The organism is Dactylosporangium sp. NPDC005572, from assembly GCF_040605515.1.
GTDB lineage: Bacteria > Actinomycetota > Actinomycetes > Mycobacteriales > Micromonosporaceae > Dactylosporangium.
Genome location: NZ_JBEXCY010000065.1, coordinates 1 through 19,133, shown reverse-complemented (window position 1 = coordinate 19,133; position 19,133 = coordinate 1). Strand labels below are relative to the sequence as shown.

Annotated in this window: 23 protein-coding genes; 18 read left to right on the top strand and 5 right to left on the bottom strand. The window is 69.3% G+C overall.

The window, feature by feature from the left end:
• The first annotated feature begins 81 nt into the window (after positions 1 to 81).
• From ABZS66_RS28100 to ABZS66_RS28050, 11 genes are all read left to right on the top strand, one after another.
• Positions 82 to 2,025: a ParB/RepB/Spo0J family partition protein gene (locus tag ABZS66_RS28100; RefSeq protein ID WP_354762700.1), complete on the top strand. Its 1,944-nt coding sequence runs from the start codon at positions 82 to 84 to the stop codon at positions 2,023 to 2,025.
• Positions 2,026 to 2,185: 160 nt separating this feature from the next.
• Positions 2,186 to 2,647, top strand: a complete 462-nt coding sequence (locus ABZS66_RS28095) for a hypothetical protein (RefSeq protein ID WP_354762698.1) — start codon at positions 2,186 to 2,188, stop codon at positions 2,645 to 2,647.
• The gene (locus ABZS66_RS28090) at positions 2,644 to 3,627 is read left to right on the top strand and encodes a hypothetical protein (RefSeq protein WP_354762696.1); all 984 of its coding nucleotides are present in this window, start codon (positions 2,644 to 2,646) and stop codon (positions 3,625 to 3,627) included. Before ABZS66_RS28095 ends, ABZS66_RS28090 begins: the two co-directional genes overlap by 4 nt.
• Positions 3,628 to 3,775: 148 nt before the next feature.
• Complete coding sequence (locus ABZS66_RS28085; RefSeq protein WP_354762694.1) at positions 3,776 to 4,252, top strand: hypothetical protein; 477 nt, start codon at positions 3,776 to 3,778, stop codon at positions 4,250 to 4,252.
• Positions 4,253 to 4,483: 231 nt separating this feature from the next.
• Positions 4,484 to 5,395: a bifunctional DNA primase/polymerase gene (locus ABZS66_RS28080; RefSeq protein WP_354762692.1), complete on the top strand. Its 912-nt coding sequence runs from the start codon at positions 4,484 to 4,486 to the stop codon at positions 5,393 to 5,395.
• Between the two features lie 479 nt (positions 5,396 to 5,874).
• Positions 5,875 to 6,297 carry a single-stranded DNA-binding protein gene (locus ABZS66_RS28075; RefSeq protein WP_354762690.1) on the top strand — a complete coding sequence of 141 codons (423 nt, stop codon included), beginning with the start codon at positions 5,875 to 5,877 and terminating at the stop codon, positions 6,295 to 6,297.
• 77 nt (positions 6,298 to 6,374) lie between these two features.
• The gene (locus tag ABZS66_RS28070; protein WP_354762688.1) at positions 6,375 to 6,815 is read left to right on the top strand and encodes a single-stranded DNA-binding protein; all 441 of its coding nucleotides are present in this window, start codon (positions 6,375 to 6,377) and stop codon (positions 6,813 to 6,815) included.
• 138 nt (positions 6,816 to 6,953) lie between these two features.
• A complete protein-coding gene (locus tag ABZS66_RS28065; RefSeq protein WP_354762686.1) occupies positions 6,954 to 7,112 on the top strand; it encodes a hypothetical protein in 159 nt (52 codons plus the stop codon).
• A gap of 15 nt (positions 7,113 to 7,127) precedes the next feature.
• The gene (locus tag ABZS66_RS28060; protein WP_354762684.1) at positions 7,128 to 7,379 is read left to right on the top strand and encodes a hypothetical protein; all 252 of its coding nucleotides are present in this window, start codon (positions 7,128 to 7,130) and stop codon (positions 7,377 to 7,379) included.
• A 96-nt stretch (positions 7,380 to 7,475) separates the two neighbouring features.
• On the top strand, positions 7,476 to 7,745 hold the full coding sequence (locus ABZS66_RS28055; RefSeq protein WP_354762682.1) for a hypothetical protein: 270 nt from the start codon (positions 7,476 to 7,478) through the stop codon (positions 7,743 to 7,745).
• A 111-nt stretch (positions 7,746 to 7,856) separates the two neighbouring features.
• Positions 7,857 to 8,246 (top strand): hypothetical protein, encoded by a 390-nt coding sequence (locus ABZS66_RS28050; protein ID WP_354762680.1) that lies wholly within the window; start codon positions 7,857 to 7,859, stop codon positions 8,244 to 8,246.
• Between the two features lie 250 nt (positions 8,247 to 8,496).
• On the opposite strand, the gene ABZS66_RS28045 is transcribed toward ABZS66_RS28050, so the two are convergent.
• Together ABZS66_RS28045 and ABZS66_RS28040 are read right to left on the bottom strand one after the other, a co-directional pair.
• Positions 8,497 to 8,781, bottom strand: a complete 285-nt coding sequence (locus ABZS66_RS28045; RefSeq protein ID WP_354762678.1) for a hypothetical protein — start codon at positions 8,779 to 8,781, stop codon at positions 8,497 to 8,499.
• 382 nt (positions 8,782 to 9,163) lie between these two features.
• Positions 9,164 to 9,391, bottom strand: coding sequence for a hypothetical protein (locus tag ABZS66_RS28040; protein WP_354762676.1), 228 nt, complete (start codon positions 9,389 to 9,391; stop codon positions 9,164 to 9,166).
• A gap of 128 nt (positions 9,392 to 9,519) precedes the next feature.
• On the opposite strand from ABZS66_RS28040, the gene ABZS66_RS28035 reads away from it, so the two are divergent.
• The 3 genes from ABZS66_RS28035 to ABZS66_RS28025 all read left to right on the top strand — a co-directional run bounded on the left by ABZS66_RS28035 (position 9,520) and on the right by ABZS66_RS28025 (position 11,783).
• Entirely contained in the window at positions 9,520 to 10,320 is an 801-nt protein-coding gene (locus tag ABZS66_RS28035) for a helix-turn-helix domain-containing protein (protein WP_354762674.1), read from the top strand.
• Positions 10,321 to 10,448: 128 nt separating this feature from the next.
• Positions 10,449 to 10,739: a hypothetical protein gene (locus ABZS66_RS28030; protein WP_354762672.1), complete on the top strand. Its 291-nt coding sequence runs from the start codon at positions 10,449 to 10,451 to the stop codon at positions 10,737 to 10,739.
• 240 nt (positions 10,740 to 10,979) lie between these two features.
• Entirely contained in the window at positions 10,980 to 11,783 is an 804-nt protein-coding gene (locus ABZS66_RS28025) for a class I SAM-dependent methyltransferase (protein ID WP_354762670.1), read from the top strand.
• A gap of 73 nt (positions 11,784 to 11,856) precedes the next feature.
• On the opposite strand, the gene ABZS66_RS28020 is transcribed toward ABZS66_RS28025, so the two are convergent.
• The 3 genes from ABZS66_RS28020 to ABZS66_RS28010 form a co-directional block, all read right to left on the bottom strand.
• Positions 11,857 to 12,885, bottom strand: coding sequence for an IS630 family transposase (locus tag ABZS66_RS28020; RefSeq protein WP_354762668.1), 1,029 nt, complete (start codon positions 12,883 to 12,885; stop codon positions 11,857 to 11,859).
• Positions 12,886 to 13,394: 509 nt separating this feature from the next.
• On the bottom strand, positions 13,395 to 13,526 hold the full coding sequence (locus tag ABZS66_RS28015; RefSeq protein WP_354762666.1) for a hypothetical protein: 132 nt from the start codon (positions 13,524 to 13,526) through the stop codon (positions 13,395 to 13,397).
• 261 nt (positions 13,527 to 13,787) lie between these two features.
• Positions 13,788 to 14,591: an ATP-binding protein gene (locus tag ABZS66_RS28010; RefSeq protein ID WP_354762664.1), complete on the bottom strand. Its 804-nt coding sequence runs from the start codon at positions 14,589 to 14,591 to the stop codon at positions 13,788 to 13,790.
• Positions 14,592 to 15,100: 509 nt separating this feature from the next.
• On the opposite strand from ABZS66_RS28010, the gene ABZS66_RS28005 reads away from it, so the two are divergent.
• The 4 genes from ABZS66_RS28005 (at position 15,101) to ABZS66_RS27990 (ending at position 18,634) form a co-directional block, all read left to right on the top strand.
• Positions 15,101 to 15,331, top strand: a complete 231-nt coding sequence (locus tag ABZS66_RS28005) for a hypothetical protein (RefSeq protein WP_354762662.1) — start codon at positions 15,101 to 15,103, stop codon at positions 15,329 to 15,331.
• 181 nt (positions 15,332 to 15,512) lie between these two features.
• Positions 15,513 to 16,016, top strand: coding sequence for a hypothetical protein (locus ABZS66_RS28000; protein ID WP_354762660.1), 504 nt, complete (start codon positions 15,513 to 15,515; stop codon positions 16,014 to 16,016).
• A 216-nt stretch (positions 16,017 to 16,232) separates the two neighbouring features.
• Complete coding sequence (gene dprA / locus ABZS66_RS27995) at positions 16,233 to 17,402, top strand: DNA-processing protein DprA (RefSeq protein ID WP_354762658.1); 1,170 nt, start codon at positions 16,233 to 16,235, stop codon at positions 17,400 to 17,402.
• A 455-nt stretch (positions 17,403 to 17,857) separates the two neighbouring features.
• Positions 17,858 to 18,634, top strand: a complete 777-nt coding sequence (locus tag ABZS66_RS27990) for a hypothetical protein (RefSeq protein WP_354762656.1) — start codon at positions 17,858 to 17,860, stop codon at positions 18,632 to 18,634.
• Positions 18,635 to 19,133: the final 499 nt, after the last annotated feature.

The following is a 19,133-nucleotide window of genomic DNA, read 5'->3' as shown; positions in this document are numbered from 1 at the left end:
ATCGGGCCAGCACCGCACACCGGCTCGCGCGAAGGCCGATGGCGGTAACCCGTTTCTCACTCCTTGTGGAGGACGAGCACCATGAGTACAGCAGTCCTACAGCCCTCGGCCGACCCCACCACCAAGGATCTCGACGGCAGCGGCCTCGGCGTCACCGACCTGGTTGACGGCACCGACATCACCGAGCCGGAGCCCGTCGAGCAGACCGACACCACCGACGACACGACCGTCGCGAACCCGACCGGACACGACGCGGCCGACGACGACGCTGAGCTGCCGCCGCTGGTGACCGCATACCTCGACGCCCGCGAGCTGGTCGACGACCCGAAGAACCTGCGCAAGAACCTGCGCGCCAGTCTCGGGCTTACACCCGAGCCGCTGGCAGATGACCCCGACATCGAGGAACTGCGGACGTTGGTCGACGGCGACCTCGAGGACCTTCCGGCGAGTGTCCGGCAGTTGGCCGAGCTGAAGGCGTCGATCAACGAGGTCGGCATCCTCCAGCCGCTGGTGGTCGTCCCGGCACCGGACCACGACGGCGCCTGGCAGATCGTGATCGGCCACCGCCGCAAGTACGCCTCGATCCTGGTGCGGAAGTTCCGGGTACCGTGCATCCTGGCCACGGACTACGACGAGGTGAAGCGGATCCTGGCCCAGCTGGCCGAGAACGTCCACCGCGTCGGTCTGACCGCCTCGGAGGAGGCCGAGGCGTTCGAGCAGCTCACCCTCCTGGACTGGACGACCGAGCGGATCGCCGCCGTGCGCGGCGTGCCGGAGGAGACCGTGGTGCGCAGCCTGCGGCTGCGCAGACTGCCCAAGGCGGTGGCCGCGGCCCTCGACAGCGGCCAGCTCAGCCTGGACGAGATCGACGACAACATCGAGGCCCTGGGCGACCACCCGACCGCCCTCGCCAAGGTCCTCAACGCCCAGGCCGGGTGGAGCCGCAAGCACACCCTCGCCGGCGAGCTGGCGAAGATCGCCTCCGCGAAGGCAAAAGAGCTGGCCAAGGCCAAGCTCGTCATCGACGGTGTCACCGTTACCAGCAAACCGGCCGGGTTCGGGTACACCAGCACCGCCACTGACGTGCGGCAGCTCATCGACGGCGACGGCAACCGCCTCGACCCCGACAAGGTCAAGACCCTGCCCGGCTTCGCCGCGTTCGTGGAGAAGGTCGGCAGCGGCGCCGACACGCTGGTGTACTGCACCGACCCGGCCAAGTACGGCTACACGAAGTTCAAGCCCACCTACGGCCGGCAGCTCACCGACGAGGAGATCGCCGCGCAGGTCGAGGCTGAACAGGCCCGCGCTGCGTTCCTCGAAGCGCTCGAGGCCGCCGAGGGACTGCGCCGCAAGCACATCCTGGCCACCTACGGGCCTGCCAAGGGCGCGAAGCGGCTGTTCCTCGCCGCGCTGCGCCAGGACCTCATCCGCGTGCACCAGATCAGTTTCGCTGACGTCGACGGCCTGTACGCGAACCTTGGCGGCAGCAGCGACGACGTCTTGCGCACCGCCGGGGAGGACCGGCTACGGCGCAGCTGCGTGGCCCGGTGGATCTGTGCCCAGGAACGCAACCTCGCCCGCGCCACCGACAGCCAGGGGTGGGGATTCGACCGCACCGCCGTCGTCGACTGGTACGCCCAGCTCGTGGAGGACGGCTACGGCCTCGCCGACGCCGAGCAGCAGCTCCTGGACTCCTTCACCCGCACCACCGGCGACGAAGACTACGAGGACTACGAGGACGAGGCCGACGGGGACGGCCAGCAGTCGGGCAGCCCGGACCAGGAGACAGACGAGGACCTCGCCGACGCCGTGGCAGACCTCGCCGTGAGCCCCGCCCACACCAAGGGACCGACGCCGTCGGACACCGGCGATGTCGCCGGCAGCAACGCCGCGGGCAGCGACCCCGACCAGCCCACCGTGGAGCACAGCGAGGACCCGACCGAGGACCTCGGTGCGGACGCCGGCGAGGACCTCGGGCAGGAGCCGGACGAGCTGGTCGAGCCGAAGCTCACGGCCGCCGGCTGAGCATCGCCGTACCTGCAACCGCCTGGCCCGGCGGGGCCCTACGCGCTCGCGGGCCCCGCCGGTCCCGCGCCGGCCCGCCGACGCCTGCCTGGCCACACCGGTTGTCGTTGTGCGGGCCAGCCAACCAGCGAGTCTCCCATGACCTTGATGGAGCGACCTCATGACCAACGACGCCAACTCAACGATCGGCCCTGAAACCGGTTCTCCAGCTGGACCGCGCCATCCGGACTCGGTGCTCGTCGACGAACTCACCGCATTCCTCAACAGCACCGCCGACCCGTCCAGCGGCGACCTCATGGACCTCGTGGGCCAGCTCATCGCCGGCGGCGGCCGGCCCCTACTCAACGAGACCTGGGACATCACCGCCGACGTGACCGAGGACCGCTACGGCCTGCTCACCGCCACGGTCACCGCCGGGCCCTACACCATCCGGGTGTCCCAGCCCACCGGCGGCCCCGCCGACCTGCACGTCGCCATCACCAGCAGCGGCACCGAAGCCGGCCGCGACGACTGGGGCCTCGCCGTCACCGTCGACGACCGGCCGGTCCTCGACCCGATGCCCTGCACCTGGCGCAGCACCGTCCCACCCAACCTGCAACTGACCGAGGAGACCCGCCGATGAACCGCACCTCGCAGACCGAGGCATGGGCGCGGATCAGCGCCTGCGCCGACGTGAACGCCGGCCGGCTGACCGGCCGTGTCCTGCGCTACCAGTACCTGTCGCCGATCCTGCCCGGCAGCCTCACCCCGGACGCCGCCCGGCAGCTGCACGCGAGCGTCTACCGGTCCCACACCGCCCCGGCCGACCCGGACACCATCTGGTACGTGGTCTCCAGCGACGGCACTCCCGTCGCCTGGCTCACCCTCGCCGCCACCGTGGTCACCCCACCGGCCGACCTCACCGACTACCAGCGCCGCCACCAGCAGCAGGCGGTCGCGGCGCTGTCCCAGCTGACCCGTCAAGCCCTGCTCGAGCTCGCCCGGCTGCGCGACACCCGCGAGCAGCGCACCCCCGGCGGCCTGCCACAGACACGCCCCGACAGCCGCCCCGACAGCCGCCCGGCCGACGCCGATACAGGCACCTGGATCCTCGTCGCCGACCCGGCCGACCCAACCCTGACCTTCCGGACGCGCGTCACCGCCGACCTGCCCGCCAGCCGCCTGCACATCGCCGAGATCACCGGACTCGCCGAAGGCAGCGACGCGCTCATCCTCGACGTCCACGGCTACGGCGACTACGGCCGCAACCGCGCCTGGCTCCGCCTGCCCATGCTGTGCACCGTCGAACGCCTCGCCGCCGAGCACCACCTGACGGCCGCGACGATCGGGACCTGGCTCGACCTCGCCGGCGCCAGCGCCGCCGACCCGACCCCCGGCACAGTCACCGCCGCGTTCCGCGACGACTACGCCGGCATCCACGAAAACCGGCACGCGTTCGCCATCGCTGAACGCGACCGCTACGGGTGGACGACAGCGTTCGCCACCGCTGGGATACCCGACCGGTACTTCAACCTCGACGCGTTCACCGAGCATCTGTTCCGCGCCGACGTGCACAAGGTCGACCTCGGCGATGGCCGCATCGCCGTCTTTCGCCGCGCATAGGCGGCCAACCGAGCCGCAACCCACCTGCGGTGTAGCGCCCGGAGCCCGACCCGCAGCTGCGGAACACCGTCACCCACCCGGGCTGCCGTCAAGCGGCTCGGGCAGCACCGCACGACCCACGCACCGAACGTCTACAAAGGAGCGTCGAATGTTGTCCACCCCTGAGCCGCCCGAGCTGGCCGAAGACGCCTACACCATGCAGATCACGACAGAACCGACCGTCGGTGAGCTCGGCGTGCACACCTTCGGCCGCAACATCGCCGTCCACGTCGCCAGACTGCTGGACGTGCCGGTCGCCACGCCGGTGTACCGGGAGAACCGCCAGGACCGGCGCCGGCTGCCGAAGGCATCGACATACGCCCTGACCGCCGCCGCACACACGGTGCTAATCAGCATGTTCGACGTCAAACACGCCCTCATCCGCGACACCATGCCCGCGTACACGATCCACCTCGACGGCGTCCGGGTCCCGTTCGAGCTGGGCAGCTACCGCGACGTCGACTGGCAGCTCGCCCGCACCATCTGGCTCGCGATCTCCGACCTGCACATCGCCGCCGATCGGCAGGCCCGCGAGGCCGCCGAGCAGGGCAACGCCGCAGCCGCCGATCCGGCGGTCGCGTCGTGATCGTCAACGACCGCAGCGCATCATGGGACCGCTCCCGCATCGCGCGGCGAAGCGAACCGGCCCACGAGGACCGGGCCCTGACCGGCAACGATGCCGGCCCCCAGCTGGAGCCGGTGACCGCCGCCGGGACCGCACGCCCGGACCGCCCTGCACGCCGGACCCACCCGGCGAACCCTCGCCGCCAGCAGCGGCGGGCCGGTCACCACCACATCACATCGCGAGGAGGTTGCCATGCTCACCGTCCCGACGACACAGATCACGGCGGCCGACCTGCTCGGCGCGGCCCTGCAGTACGCCGCGGCCAGCATCGCCGTCGTCCCGCTGCACACCCCCGACAGTGGCGGGCAGTGCAGCTGCCGCGGCCGCACCGACTGCGGCTCACCGGGCAAACACCCGAGGCTGCAGCACGGATTGCACGACGCCACTACCGAACCGGACCGTATCCGCCGCTGGTGGCGACGGTGGCCCGACGCGAACGTCGGCGTCGCCACCGGGACCCGCCTGGACGTGTGCGACATCGACACCAACGACGGCCTGCGCGCAATCCTCGACCTCCTCGACATCGTGCGCCCGGCCGGACCGCTGGTCCGCAGCGGGTACGGCTGGCACCTGTGGTTCGCCGCCACCGGGCTGGGCAACCGGGCCGGGCTGCTGCCCGGCGTCGACTGGCGCGGCCGCGGCGGCTACGCCGTCGCCCCGCCGTCGCTGCACCCCACCGGCCGCCGCTACACCTTCCAGCAGCCGTTCACCGGCCCAGCCGACCTGCCGACCTGCCCGGACGCAGTGCGCCGGCTCGTCGTTGCACCACCGCCACCATCACCGGAGCTATCCGCTGGTGACGGTCAGATCAGCGACCTGGACCGCTACACCCAGGCCGCGCTGGAAGGCGAGGTCAGCCGGATCCTCGCCGCCCCCCGGCCGGTGATCCGCGGCGGACAGCGGCTCAGCGCCGGCGGCCGCAACACCGCACTGCACCTGGCCGCGTTCCGCCTCGGGCAGCTCGCCGCCCGCGGGGGCATCGACCAGCACACCGTCTGGTCCCGGCTCACCGACGCGGCCCGCACCGTCGGCCTCGGCCAGACCGAGACCCAGCGGACGATCGCGTCCGGCTGGCGCGCCGGACTGCGGCGACCCCGCAGCTGACCGCCGCTGATCGTCACCGGCGGCACCGGACCACCCAGCCCGGTGCCGTCACCGTGCGGGCCGCCACGCCCGTGATACGGCGACAGCGGCGTAGCCGGATCCCCGAGATGACCAGTGACGTCCGGGTGATGCAGGGCATCGCTCGTGCGTGGTGGCGCATGCATCACGGCCGCCCATGCGGGGACCGCGGCCACCGGTCGGGATGCCGTGCAGAGAGGCCGAGGTCATCCAGGGCGGCCACGGCTGAACGGACCAAGGTCAGCCCACCCAAGCCGGAGGCGTCAAGCCCCCACCACGAACCATCTTGGCCAAACCCGTTTCGCTGCGCTCAACACCAAGATCGTTCGCGCGGCGGCTTGCACCTCCGGCCCAGGGCGGGCTCTGCCCAGTCCCGTCAGCGCGGCACCCCGGCAACCCCGGATCACCAAATCCGCAGCACCTCGCCGGGACCGCACCAGCACCCCTGATGGGAGCCACCGATGTCCAGGTTCAACCTCAGCTTCGACGGCAATCTCGGCGACAAACCCGAGCTCCGCGTCACCGAGCAGGGCACGTCCGTCGCGAAGTTCTCCGTCGCCTACGACCGGCGCCGCCGGAACGACCAGGACGAGTGGGTCACCGTGTCCACCACCTGGTTCGACGTCACCGCCTGGGGCGCCCTCGCCGAGCAGGTCGCCGACCTCAAGCGCGGTCAGCGGGTCACCGTCACCTGCCGCGACGACCTCTCCGCCTGGGCCTACACCGAGCGCGCCACCGGCGATCCCGCCGCCCGGCTGCAGGTCACCGCCGCCGACGTCTCCACCCCGCTGCGCCGCAGCGCCGACGCCCCCAACCGGCACGACATTCCCGAGGACCTGTGGCCCGAGGGCGCGGAACGCCGCGAGCCCGCCCGCGCGAGCTGACCCCGTCGGCGGGGCCGGCCAACAGCCGACCCCGCCACTCCCCCGCCGTCACCATCCCCGACCCGTTGGAGCAGGCCATGCAGCAGCAGTTCGACGTCACCATCGAAGGCACCATCCAGACCACGCCAGTCGTCGACGCCACCAGGAACGGCTTCCGGTTCACCAAGTTCGACATCGTCAACCGCCGCGAAACAGACGGCGAGCCCACCGCAAAGGTCGCGCCGATGCACTTCTCGGTCATCTGCTGGGGCAAGCTCGCCGACCGCGTGGCAGAGCTCACCCGCGGCACCGACGTGATCATCCAAGCCTCGCGGCTGTCCATCGACACCTACAGCGAGCCGCCGGTACTGATGCTCGCCGCCCGCAACGTCTCGGTCAGCATGCGCCGCAACGAAGCCCACCCCGGCTCCGGCCGCAACCGTCGCCGCGCCGACCTCGTGACCACCGCCGACGGCGAGACCTTCGACGCGGACACCTACGCCGAGGCCAGCACCGACTTCGAGGCCCTGCACCGCTGACCCGCAGCACCAGGCCCGCCCGGCCGGCCTCCGACGCGACCGGCCGGGCGGCGTACCGCACTGCACTGACACCTCACGAAAGGGAGATCCCAATGCCGAACCTGCCGACCCGCGAACACGAGCCCCGGAGCCGACGCCATGGCCCTGACCGCCGGCCACCCGCACCCCGCACCGACCCGCAGACCCGCCGATGACGTGGTGCAGTTCTCCGGCGGCATCGGATCCTGGGCCGCTGCGATGCGGGTCGCCTCCGAACACAGCACCGGCCGCCTCGTCCTGCTCGCGGCGGACACATAAACCGAAGATCCAGATTTGTGGCGCTTCGTGAACGATGCCGCCGCCCACCTCGGCGTCAGCCCCGTCATCGTCGCCGACGGCCGCCCGTGGCAGGTCTTCGTCGACCATCGGTTCATCGTTCTCTCGCCCAGCGGGCAGGTGTCGAAGAAGATCACTTGCGAAGCTGCCCGATCCAAGGCTGACGCACGAACGCTGGGGCGGCACGCGCACCGGTGGACGGCGACGGCGAGCCGTCGCCGTCCACCGGGTCTTGAATTGATGTCTTGACTTGGCGTCTTGATTACGTACCATGACAGCATGACTAGGGCGGACCGCATCATCCCAACCGGAACTTGCTGGTGTGGTTGCGAGAGGGACACTGCGTTGGGCGCGTTCTTCGTTCAAGGCCATGACAAGATCGCCGAGGCTGCGGTCCTTGATCTGCATTTCGGTGGCAGCGTCGCCCAACTTCTGCAGGACAACGGCTACCACCCCGGCAATCCGGTGATCAAGGCCGCGTGGCGGGCTGAAGTCTGGGATGCGTGCGTCTGCGGCTATCACGGTCGGCCGGCCAGCGTCACGCGCCATCTCAAGCAGCACGAGGCGGATTCGGCGCACCGATTGATGAAGCGACTCCGCCGCGCCGCGAAATGAAAGCTGACGGTAGCCATACCTGATCAAGGGCGCGCCGCTGAGCCACTGCAATGCTGCGGAACGCGACCGACCGAACCTACTGGGCGCGAAAAATGAGTTAGGGGTGAGCTGATGCGGCGCACCGCATCGCAGTTCGGTCTCACGGACGAGCAGTGGGACAACGCGAAGCAACAGGTTCGCTCCGCACTACTTGACGCCGCCTACGACCGCCGGATGACCTGGTACGGCGAAATCGCCGCGCAGGTCGATGTAGTCGATCTCGAACCCTACTCGACCCTCATGAACCACCTGCTCGGAGCAGTGTTCGAGGACGAGCGCGACGCAGGACGACCGGCTCTGACATCCATCGTCACGCACAAGTACGGCGACAAGGAACCTGGCTCGGGCTTCTACGCCGAGGCACGCGCACTCGGCTACCGGTTCACAGAACCGTTCGTGTTCTGGGCCGAGCAGGTGCAGAACGTATTCAAAGTACACGGACGTCCCACCGGTCGCCGCTAGTCACCAATCAACATCGGGTTCACGAGCTTCAGGCAGGGCCAACTGCAGCGCGTCACGTGTCCGATTGTGCACATCGGCCCACACGCCAACGCCCGGTAACCCAGTCCGAGCCGGCGATCGACCGACAGTCTCGCGGAAGTCCGAATTCTGGCGAACGGCGGCATCGGCTCGTGGGCCGCCGCGATGGACAGGCCTGGGCGCTACCGCTGAGTCCGGTTGACGTGCGCCCTCCCATCGGCATCTGGATGTCTCATGAGACATCCAGATTCTGGAGAACGGCGGCATCGGGTCGTGGGCGACCCCGATGCGCGTCGCTGCCGCCCACGGCACCGACCGGCTTGTCCTCCTCGCGGCGAACACGAAGGCCGAGGATCCGGACCTGTGGCGCTTCGTCGACGACGCCGCCTACCTGGGCGTCACCCCGGTCGTCGTCGCTGATGGCCGGACCCCGTGGCAGGTTTTCGCCGACCAGCGGTTCATTGGCAACAGCAAGATCGCGCCCTGCTCGCTTTTCTGCACTATCCTCTGGCGTCAACCACCCCGGCTCGAAGGTGCTCGACGCGGCGCGCTGCTGGCTAAGGCGGGGCTGGGGGCATCATTGCCGCCTCGAACGGGTTCTGGTGGACCGGGGTGTCGCCGATGCTGTTGCCCGAACGCTTGGCCGGCGCGACGATCGCGGGGTCCGCCGTGCCGGGTGGGACGATAAGCGGCCGGTCTTCCGCCCCGTCCGGCACGCGTGGCGCGGCGAGGCCGCCCATGGTCGCCTCGGACGCTCTCGGCAGTTGGCGAAGTCGTTCGAGAACAGCACCACCTCGGCTACCGGCTGGCTCCAGGCCGTCTCCGTCGCGACCACGTGGCGCCATCTGTCACAAATTGAGCTCACCGCCAGACCGTCGCGCACACAGCGCGATGCCTTATCACACTCGTTTTGTCGGGACCAGCACCTGGATCTTGGCCGGAGGGCTGGTCAAAGGTCGCCTTAGCTCCGCGACGAGTGGAGATACGGCCTTATGGATGAGCTTGACGCCATCGACGATCACCACGACCGCTGCCGCGATCCGACTGAAATCTTGGGCCGTCTGCTCAGCCCTGTCGGCGAGGAGCCGGGTGCCCTTGCCGGGGTCGTTCGGGAGCTGGCGGTTCATGTGCAGCTTCCTTCCTCCTGCGGAGTGACTGCGCTGTACTCGTGGATCGAGAAGGCGCGTCATGATAGATTTCACTAGTTCTCCGTGTTGTGAAACGGAGACTACACGATTCACAGGGAGTTTGTGAAGTGAAAGCGGGCTCCAGTCCGGCGGTGGCCTTCGGTCGCGTGTTGCAGGCCGTACGCAAACGCTTGTCGAAGAACCAAGCCGATGTTGCCGGTTCCTTCGAGCCCAAGCTCTCCGTGGCCGCTGTCTCCATGGCCGAAAGCGGCAACCGTCCACCCAAAACTGAGACGATGGTCCGCGGCTACGCCGCCGCCCTGGAACTCGACGAGGACGCTCTGCTCGAGCTCTGGTGGGCACTGCAGGGCATGGTCGCGATCGATAGTTGGGCCCAAGAGCGTGTGGACACGCGATGGTGGCGCGAGTTGCCGGCAAGCCCTCAGGCCGAAACCAATCATCTCTTTGCTGAGGCCGCCACCAAGAGGGTTTGGACTCCGAACGAGGAGTTCTACGCGCCTTCGCTCGAGTTGTTCACCCTCGCCGAGGCGATCTGCGACATCCTGATGCGCCTGCTGGGCGACACTTGGAAGGTTAGCTACAGACACGAGATCGGCCTCTACGACCCTGTCGACGGGCGCCTGGCAGCAGTCATCATCGAACTGCGGGCAGGAGTATCGGAGGACGGCGCCTCGAACGAGTCCCTTGAGTTCATGACGACCTTCGCATGCCCGGAACCCGTGGCGCGACCTGTTCCACCCGAGCCGATGGCGAGGCCCCACACCGAGGCCTTCTCGCCCGAGGTCGCATGGATCCTCTCTGCGGTCGAGGCGATGCCTGCCCGCGAACGCGCAGCAGTCGCCGGATTCATCCGTGGACTGCGAGAGGGAGCGAGCCTCTACTCAGCGGTCTCTCCGCCCCCTGCGTAGAAGGCAGCGCGTCCCGGCCTTCCATGAGACGACCACGCAGATCCACGCGAGCTCTCTGCAGAGGAAATGGGCACCGTATCGGAACGAAGTGCGGATAACACAGCACCACCTGAAGCAGAAGCCATGCCGTGCCTGGCCCACCTGTCAACGCCGACCCCGCGACCACGATTCTGTACGTCGGCATCGACTGGACCGAACAGCGCCGCACACCGGCCATCGAACACGGCTGGAAACCGTGGACGGTGCGATTCCCGATGTGCGACCCGCCGCACCTCACCAAATCCGACATCCTCGGCTGGGCGCGGGCTGAAGGCATCCGGCCGCCCCGCGCGTACGCCGACGGGTTCGTCCACAACAACTGTTCTTTGCCATCCAAGGTGCTCGGGGCCCAGGTCCGCTGCCTGGGCGGACACGATTGAATGGCACGGATGGATGCTGGAGCCCCTTCACGATGCTGGTTGGGTTGACCTCGGGGTGGGCATGTGTGCCATCGAAGTTGCCCCGAACTGCGTAGGGCCGATCCATGCGCGGTTCATGATTTGGGCACGTTATTGCGAACTCCGGTAACGATCGGCAGGCGGGCGAGCGGCTGGACCCTGCCGCGCCTTGTATCGAGAATTGGGTGCCTGCCGTAGGAGCTGCGCTCGTACTCTCGGATGGTGAGCGATAGCAATGACTACGTGAGGTTGCGAGCGACCTTCAACGAGGACGCCGCTCGGTATGACCGTGCCCGCCCTCGATACCCGGTGCAGATGTTTGATGATCTCGCTGCGGCCGGGGTAGCGCCTGGGGCAAGAGTGCTGGAGATCGGCTGTGGCACTGGGCAGGCGACCGTGCCGTTGGCTGAGCGGGGCTACCGCATCGTGGCTGTCGAGTTGGGCACGGACATGGCGGCTGTGGCTCGGCGAAATCTTGCCGCGTTCGACGCGGTGGAGGTCGTTACGGCGGCGTTCGAGGAGTGGCCGTTGCCCGGTGAACCGTTCGACGTGGTGTTCTCCGCTACCGCGTTTCACTGGATCGATCCCGCGGTGCGGGTGTCGAAGTCTGCTGATGCTTTGCGTCTCGGTGGCCTGCTGGCCACCGTGGGAACCCACCACATCGCTGGCGGCACCTGGACCGAGGCATTCTTCGTTGAGATCCAGAAGTGCTACGAGCGCTTCGATCCGTCGACCCCACCGGGCCTGCGTCTTGAGACTGCTCGTGACATCGTCGAAGATGATCGGGAGCTCACCTCGTCGGGGCGATTCGGGCCTGCGAAGTTCTACCGATACGAGTGGGAGCTGCCGTACTCGACAGCTGACTACCTGGATCTGCTGTTGACCTACTCCGGACACCGTGCCTTGCCGGACGTGCAGCGGAGCGGACTGCTGAACTCCATCGCGCGGCTGATCGACGTGGACTACGGGGGTCGAATTGTCAAGCGGTACCTGACTGAGCTGAGGATCGCCCAACGAGTCCGGTGAATCGCTTCGACCAGTGGCGGTTGGATTCAGCAGAGCGCCCGTGCCCCCGCTGGGGAACTGATTAAGCGCCTGATCAATAGTTCTGTCCGTAACCCTCGGGTAGCCAGGGTGAGGTCCAGGGCGCTGCGGTGGTGAGGTTCTGGTCGCTGGTGCGGTTGCGGAAGAAGGCGTGGGTTTGGCGGACCCGGACGGCGATGGTGGCGGGTGCGGTGTTTGCGATGTGGTGTTTCATCACGGCCCAGATCCGTTCGACCGGGTTGTCCTGAGGGCTGTAGCGGGCGCCGCGCAGGAGGCGCAGGCGTGGGTGCTCGGCCAGCCACCGAGCCGTGATGCCGCTGAGGTGCGTGCCGCCGTTGTCGCAGATCACTGCCACGACCGGGGCGGCGGGGTAGGCGGACAGCAGTTGGTCGAGGAAGTAGCAGAACACGACGGAGACGTTGTGGACCGAGACGTGGTGGTGGAAGGCGCCGGTGGCCAGGTTGACGGCGCCGTGGATGGTGCGGCGGACATTCTTGCCGGGAGTCATCACCCGGTGGCGGTGGCCGGTGGGCATCCAGCAGGCCCGGACGCGAGCGAGGAGGTCGAGGTGGGTTTCGTCCTGGGCCAGGACGACCGAGCCGCTGGGCAGGGCGGCGATCTGCCGGCGGATGTCGGCGCAGATGCTGTCGTGGTCGGGGTCGCTCTTGGCGATCAGCCGTGGCCGGGACCAGCGGGCCTGTTCCCGGATGCGCCGGTACATGGTGCGCAGGCTCAACGGTGGACGTCCCAGTGCCCGCCAGATCCGGGCGGTGGTCCACGCCTTCGGTGTGAGCAGCAACCGACGGACCCGCATGCCGAGCCCTGCGCTGCCGAGCCGGGGCCGGCCGCAGCGGGGACGGTCGGGTAACCCGGCAAGACCCTCGGTGTCGTGTCGAGCGATCCACCGCCGCACGGTGCGCGGGTCGTAGTGCAGCAGCTCGGCGATCTCGCCTGCGCTCATCCCACCCGCGGACAGCAGGACCATCACCGCGCGGGCGGCGACCCGCCACTGCCGGTGCAGGGCATCGACGAGCTGGGCGTGCTGCTCGCCGGACACGTTGGCGTACACGTGCGCAGAGCGCATACTGACGTCGGCCTCGTCGTTGTTTGGTTCTTGGTGTGGTAACCGAATCCAAACCCCGACGAGGCCAACTCATTGGGACGCCGATCAATCCGGGCGAGTTACGGACATAACTATTGGGCAGGCGCTTAAAGGGGCAGCAATGGCGCCCCGTGCAGGTCGGCCGCACGGGGCGTCCGAGATTCTGTGCGAGGCGCTCTCGTCACGGAGGGCCCTCCCGGAGGCTGGCGCGCATGGCGGTGAGCGGAATGAAGGCCGTGCCGTTGCCGAGTTCGTTCGGTGTCGGGCCGGATGGAGTTGCGACGTCGGCGACTCGGTTGGCGAGGGCCGTCAGGGTCTCTCGGTCGCCTTCGAGTGCGGCGCGTTCGTCGTCGGTGAGGTCGAGTTACTCAAGCTCGATCATGGTCGAGAACGGTAGGCACGCAAGATTCCAAATAAGTCCGCCGTTGGTTGACGACCATGGCGACGTTGCCGTAGGAGACCTCGATATCGGTGTTGTCGAGGATCTGCTCTCAGACCTGCAGCGCCGAGATAAAGGGTTGGCGCTCGAGCAGCGCGTCGATGATGGCGGGGAGACCGAGCAGGGATTTCTTGTTGGGCGGTTTCCAGGGTGGGGGTTCGGGGGATGCGATGGCCAGGGCCACGGTCCGGGCGCCGACGCGGAAGCGTGTGCAGAGGCTCTTGACGCTGGTGTCGGGTTCGGCGGCCGGGGCTGCGCGGATCGCGCGGTAGAGGGCAGGTGAGCCCGGGACGGCCTGCGAGGTAGCGGCGCAGGTAGCTGGGGCGCAGGTGGTTGGCGCGAGCGAGTCTGCGGATGTAGGACTCGACGGTTTCGCCGTGGCGTGGCCGGACCGCGATCGGCAGAGCGCGCAGCTGGTCATGCTCGGCGGTCCGATGGTCATGGCTCATGTCGAGGGCTGCGCTCGGGTGCGGTAGTGGTCGGCTGCGTGATCAAGCTCCACGCTTTCCAGCACTGTCTTGGTGATTTTCTCGGTGCCGTCGAGGATGGCCTCGATCGCGGCACCGCGGATCAGGTGGGACAGGCTGCCGATCATCCCGCCGGTGCGTTGGTGCAGGTACTGGTCGAACTGGCTGAGCGTTCCAGCGCGGTGGTGGTGCAGGCGGAGCGCCTGTTCCAGCGACGCGACCAGACCCTGCCACTCGGTGGTGTAAGGGAACGGCACGGTCTCGACCAGGCTGAAACGTCCGGCGATCTGCCGGCCGCGGGTGCCGGAGAACAGGCCCTCGCGTTCGACGTCGATCCCGGCATACACGAAAGTCGCCGGGATCCGCTCGGAGAAGTACTTCAAGGTGTCCGATACCTCGGCGCCGCTGCGGGTCGCCAGCTGCAGATTATGGACTTCATCGACACAGACCAGTCCGACGCGGGCGTCGATGGCCACGCCGCAGACGGCCTCGATCACGTCCGTCATGTTGGCCCGGTAGGTCATGGGCAGCCCGAGGAACCGGGCGAACTCCACCGCCAGCATCCTCGGCGTGGCCGCCGGTGGGACAGTCACGTAGACCACCGGGATCCGCGCCAGCCCTGGATAGCGCAGCCGGTCGGTGGCCTCGTGGGTCTTGCCGAGCTGGGTGATGGCGGTGGTCTTGCCGGTGCCGGCCGCACCGGACAGGATCAGACTGCACCTGCTCGCTGTCGCCCCCGACCGGTTCGCCGCCGAGGCCGAAGAGGAACAGCTGCGCGGCACGCTGGGCGACGTGGCGATCCTACGGGAACGACGCAATGGCGCCAGTCGGCCCCTGCCGCTGCGGGAGTTGCGCCGCCGCTATCACTGCGCCTGCGCGCGGCCAGCAGGCTTGCGGCGGCGAACCGTAGCCCGTGACGGCTCGCCCCGTCGCGCGGCCCTGGCCCTGCGGCTGGCGACATGTCGCCGCGCCCCACGCGCACATGCAGCGCGGCACCGCTGCGCTGCCGGGGCTTGGGGATCTCAGCGACCGCCGGAGACGACCGCCGCTGAGGGACACAACGGTCAGCCCACCCGAGCCGGGGACAGCCAAGCCCCCAGCGCAGAACATCTTGGCGCCCGTGTCTCGCTCCGCTCGACGCCAAGATCTTCTTTCTGGAGGCTTGCAGCCCCGGCATAGGGCGGGCTCTGACCGGCCCCGTCAGCGCGGCACACCGGCGCCCCCGGGGATCACCCGATCCGGCGCCATGCGGGTGAGCCGCACCCACAATGCCCGATGGGAGCCCACCAACATGTCCTCCACCCCCAGCATCGAGCGCACCGATTCCACCGAGCCCGCCACGGGCAAGACCCGGCACGTCGCCCAGCACGCGGCCACCGAACGCCCGCACCGCAAGACCCGCACCATCGCAAAGCACGCACTGCACCCGGTCGTCCACGTCGCCGGCCTCGTGTCCCTGCACGTCGCCGCGCTCGGCGTCATCGACAAGACGCCGCTGCTCGCCGTGCTCTCCCTGCACTAGCCGCATCCGGTGGTGGGGCACCGCCCGGCGCCCCACCACCAGAGTCGCGCGGCCAGCCCGCGCAGGCCTGCCACAGCGCCACCGCCACACCAGTGGCCTTCCCGCACCGCCCCTGCCCGCCGCCACGGCGGCGGCCCGTCTGCCGCGCCAGACCTCGACCGGCGCCGCGAAGGGAGTCCCAATGAGCACCTGGATCGTCAGCCGCGACCACCTCGACCTGCTCATCACGGCCGGCCTCCAATGGAACCTCACCACCGAAGACGACGCCGACGACATCGGACGGACGCTGTGGAGGGAGAACCTCGCCCGCGTCGCCTATCACTACCCCAGCGACGTCGAGGGCGGCCCCGCGCCGAGCGACTTCCACGACCGCGACGTCCAGACCTACCGCTTCCGCGCCTACTGGACCGGCAGCATCGCCCGCCGCTGGGCGACCGAACTGCACGAGCAAGCCACCGCACGAACCCCCGCGTACCTCGCCGAATACGGACCAGTGGACCCCGCACGACAGGCCCGCGGCGAGGCCGGCTGGTACGTACTCATCGACCAGCACGGCGACCGAAAGATCAGATCCAGCGACGGCTGGTCCGTCCCGGACCGCGACGTGTTCAACCGCGCCGCCGCGCTGCGCGTCGCCCCGTGGCAATCCCTGGACGACGCCGCAGCATCGCCCCAGGTGCGGTGACCGCCGCGCCCGGACCCGCCGCCAAACCCGTGTTCCCGGCCGGCACGTCGCTCAGGCCACACGCCATTCGCGGCCTCTGCCACCAGACCAGCCGATCCACTCCCACCCCGGGCACCCACAGCCCGCATCGGGCAGCCCGCAGACCAGGCAGCCCGACCGGCTCGAACACCGCTCGAAGCCACCAACCCCGACTCGCAATCTCCTTTGGAGGGACCCATGACCACCGAACGCACCGCCTGGCTCGTCCTGGCCGCCCTCACCACACCCGGCAACCGCGAGCTCGGCAACCTGGTCCGCAGCACCGGGCCGGTGCAAGCCCTCGACCAGATGCTGCACGGGGAAGGCATCAGCCCGCACCTCGCCGCCTCCGTCGACGTACGCCTCAAGCCGATCGGACGCACTCCCGCCGTCGCCGACCGCATCGCCGACGACATGCTGCGAGGCGCCGACCGGCTTGAGGCCCGGATCGTCACCCCGGCCGACGACGAATGGCCGTCGGCACTCGCCGACCTCACCGCCGTCGGCCGCGGAAACGACCCACTACACCTCGACACCGACCCGCCGCTGTGCCTGTGGCTACGTGGGCCGCTCGACCTGGCCGAGGCCCTGGCACAGTCGGTCTCCGTCGTCGGTGCCAGGGCGATGACCACCTACGGCGAGCACGTGACGTCGGAGTTCGCCTACGGCCTCGCTGAACGCGGATGGACCGTCGTGTCCGGCGGATCCCTCGGCATCGACGTGACCGCGCACCGGGGTGCCCTGGCCGCGGGCGGGTCAACGGTGGCGGTGCTCGCATGCGGGATCGACCGGGTGTACCCGGCGGCCAATGCCGGCGTGCTCGAGCAGATCGGCGGCGAGGGACTGCTGCTGACCGAGTGGCCGCCCGGTACGCAGCCGCACAGGACCAGCTTCCTGGCCCGCAACCGCATCATCGCGGCAGCAACGCAGGGCACAGCCATGATCGAGGCCGGGTCACGCAGCGGGGCGCGCAACACGCTCGGCTACACCCGCCGCCTCGGGCGACCGGCCATGGTGGTACCCGGGCCGATCACCTCGATGATGTCGGTCGGCTGCCACATCGAGCTGCGGCAGCCAGGGACCGTCCTGGTGAGCAGCGTCGAGGAGATCATCGAGGAGATCCGCCGCGTCGGCGAGCCAGCTGTGACAACCCGGGCAGGGCAACTTCGCGAGGATGTCCTCGACGCGCTGCAGGCGCGCATCCTCGACGCGGTCAAGCCGCACCGTGCCACGTCGGCCGAGCAGATCGCCGCCGCAGCCGCGGTCAGCGGCCGCGACGCCAGACGCACCCTGCCGCTGCTGGCCGAGCTCGGACTCGTGGTGGCCGACCCGGACGGCTACCGGCGCACCGCCGACCGCGACCGGTGAGAGCGCCTAACAATCCGCCCGCTGCACCGCAGCACGTCACCACCGCGCTACGAACCACGGTTCGGCGCGCGGTGATGCCGTACCCGACGCACCTCAGCACCACCGCAACGTGCGCTGCACCGCGTAACCGGCATCAACCCACAACAGCCCCGGCATCCACCGGGGCTTCGACCTGTGCGAGGGATCCTCATCCATGTCACCCACGGACCTGCCCGCCACACGACAGACCCAGCTCCGACCACGAACGCCACTCAGCCCGGCGCCGGCCACCAACCGTTTACCGCGGTCGACCGTGGCCGCCACGACGGCTAAACTTGCATCTGGCTTCTCGGCCTGCTGGGCCGGGTGGCTGGTTCTGGAAACGGCGGCCGGGGTGTGCGAACACTCCACGGAGTGATCCTCGGCCGCCACCCCACATCACGGCGGACAGCCCGCATCGAAGGAACCACGACGCCGTGCAGACGCAGACCATCCGCGGCCACGAGTGCACCGACCGCCCCGGCGTCGCCGAACTCCTCGGCCGCAGCCAGCAGACCGTTGACAACCTCGCCGCCCACCGCGCCGCCACCGGCTTCCCCGAACCGTGGCACACAGAAACGTCCGGCCGCGGCGTGCGCACCATGCCCGACGGCCGCAAGACCGGCCGCGAGTGGTACCGCATCGACGACATCGCCACGTTCAAACCTGAGTACCTCGCCAAGGTCGCCGACATAGGCCAGGCGCGCAGCCATGGCGCGCCGCTCGACGTGGACCCCGACGACCTGCTCGACCCCGCCGCGTTCGCGCAACTGCTGCGCATCACCCGCGGCACTTTCAGCCGATACGTCGACAACAGCAAACCCACCTGGCACGCCTACGCCGTCGCCGCCCGCCACGCCACTCTCCAAGGCCACCAACTAACCGCACGGACCACGACCGTCGACGGACGCCTGCTCATCGTCGACGGGCCCGAAGAGTTCGAGCTCGGGCCGGACGTGCACGACATCTTCGCCCGCTACGGCGGCACCTGGCAGCCCGACCTGCCCGGCTACACCTTCCCCAGCCCAGCCCACGACGCCCTCATCAGCTTGCTCGCCGGCGACGACTTCTACCTGCCGCCACCCGACGACCGCCGACCCGGCAAGGGCGGCATCAGGCGACGCTGGCGCGGCGCCACCGCCAAACTGTTCACACAACGCCGCCGCGGATCGACCAGCCAGCCACGTCAGCGAACGACGCCGGCCAAGCAGTAGCCCGCACAGACAACAACGCGGCCAGCCAGCAACTGCCCCACAGCCGAGCCTGTGCGAGCAAATCGACGGCCCCGCCTGCATCAGCGGCGAACTCCCGCCCGCACCGGTGCGGCATCCTTTGGACCTCGGTCCGCCGGGCTCATTGTCCGCTGCTCCCGCGGGACTCGGCCCCGGGGCCCAGCATTCGCTGGCCCTGGCCCTGCGACTGCGCCGATAGTTCCGCCCGCACCACGCCCGACCCCATCCGGCCGCCGGCATGAACCGGCCGCCGCAACACGAGCCGAAGTTCTCGGGGCTCCGCCCCGAACCCTGCGCCTCGCCGGCGAGGCAGCCTCCGGGATGGCCCCAACCCCGACCGGCCCACACCGCCCGCCGTGGGGTGTCTCGCGCTCCGAGCCATCCCGCCGCCCGACCCCAAGGGGTATGCCATGCCGGGTGGCCGGGTGTCCGGGGAGTCGACCTGGATCAGGCGGCCGTGCTGCATGATCGCGACGCGGTC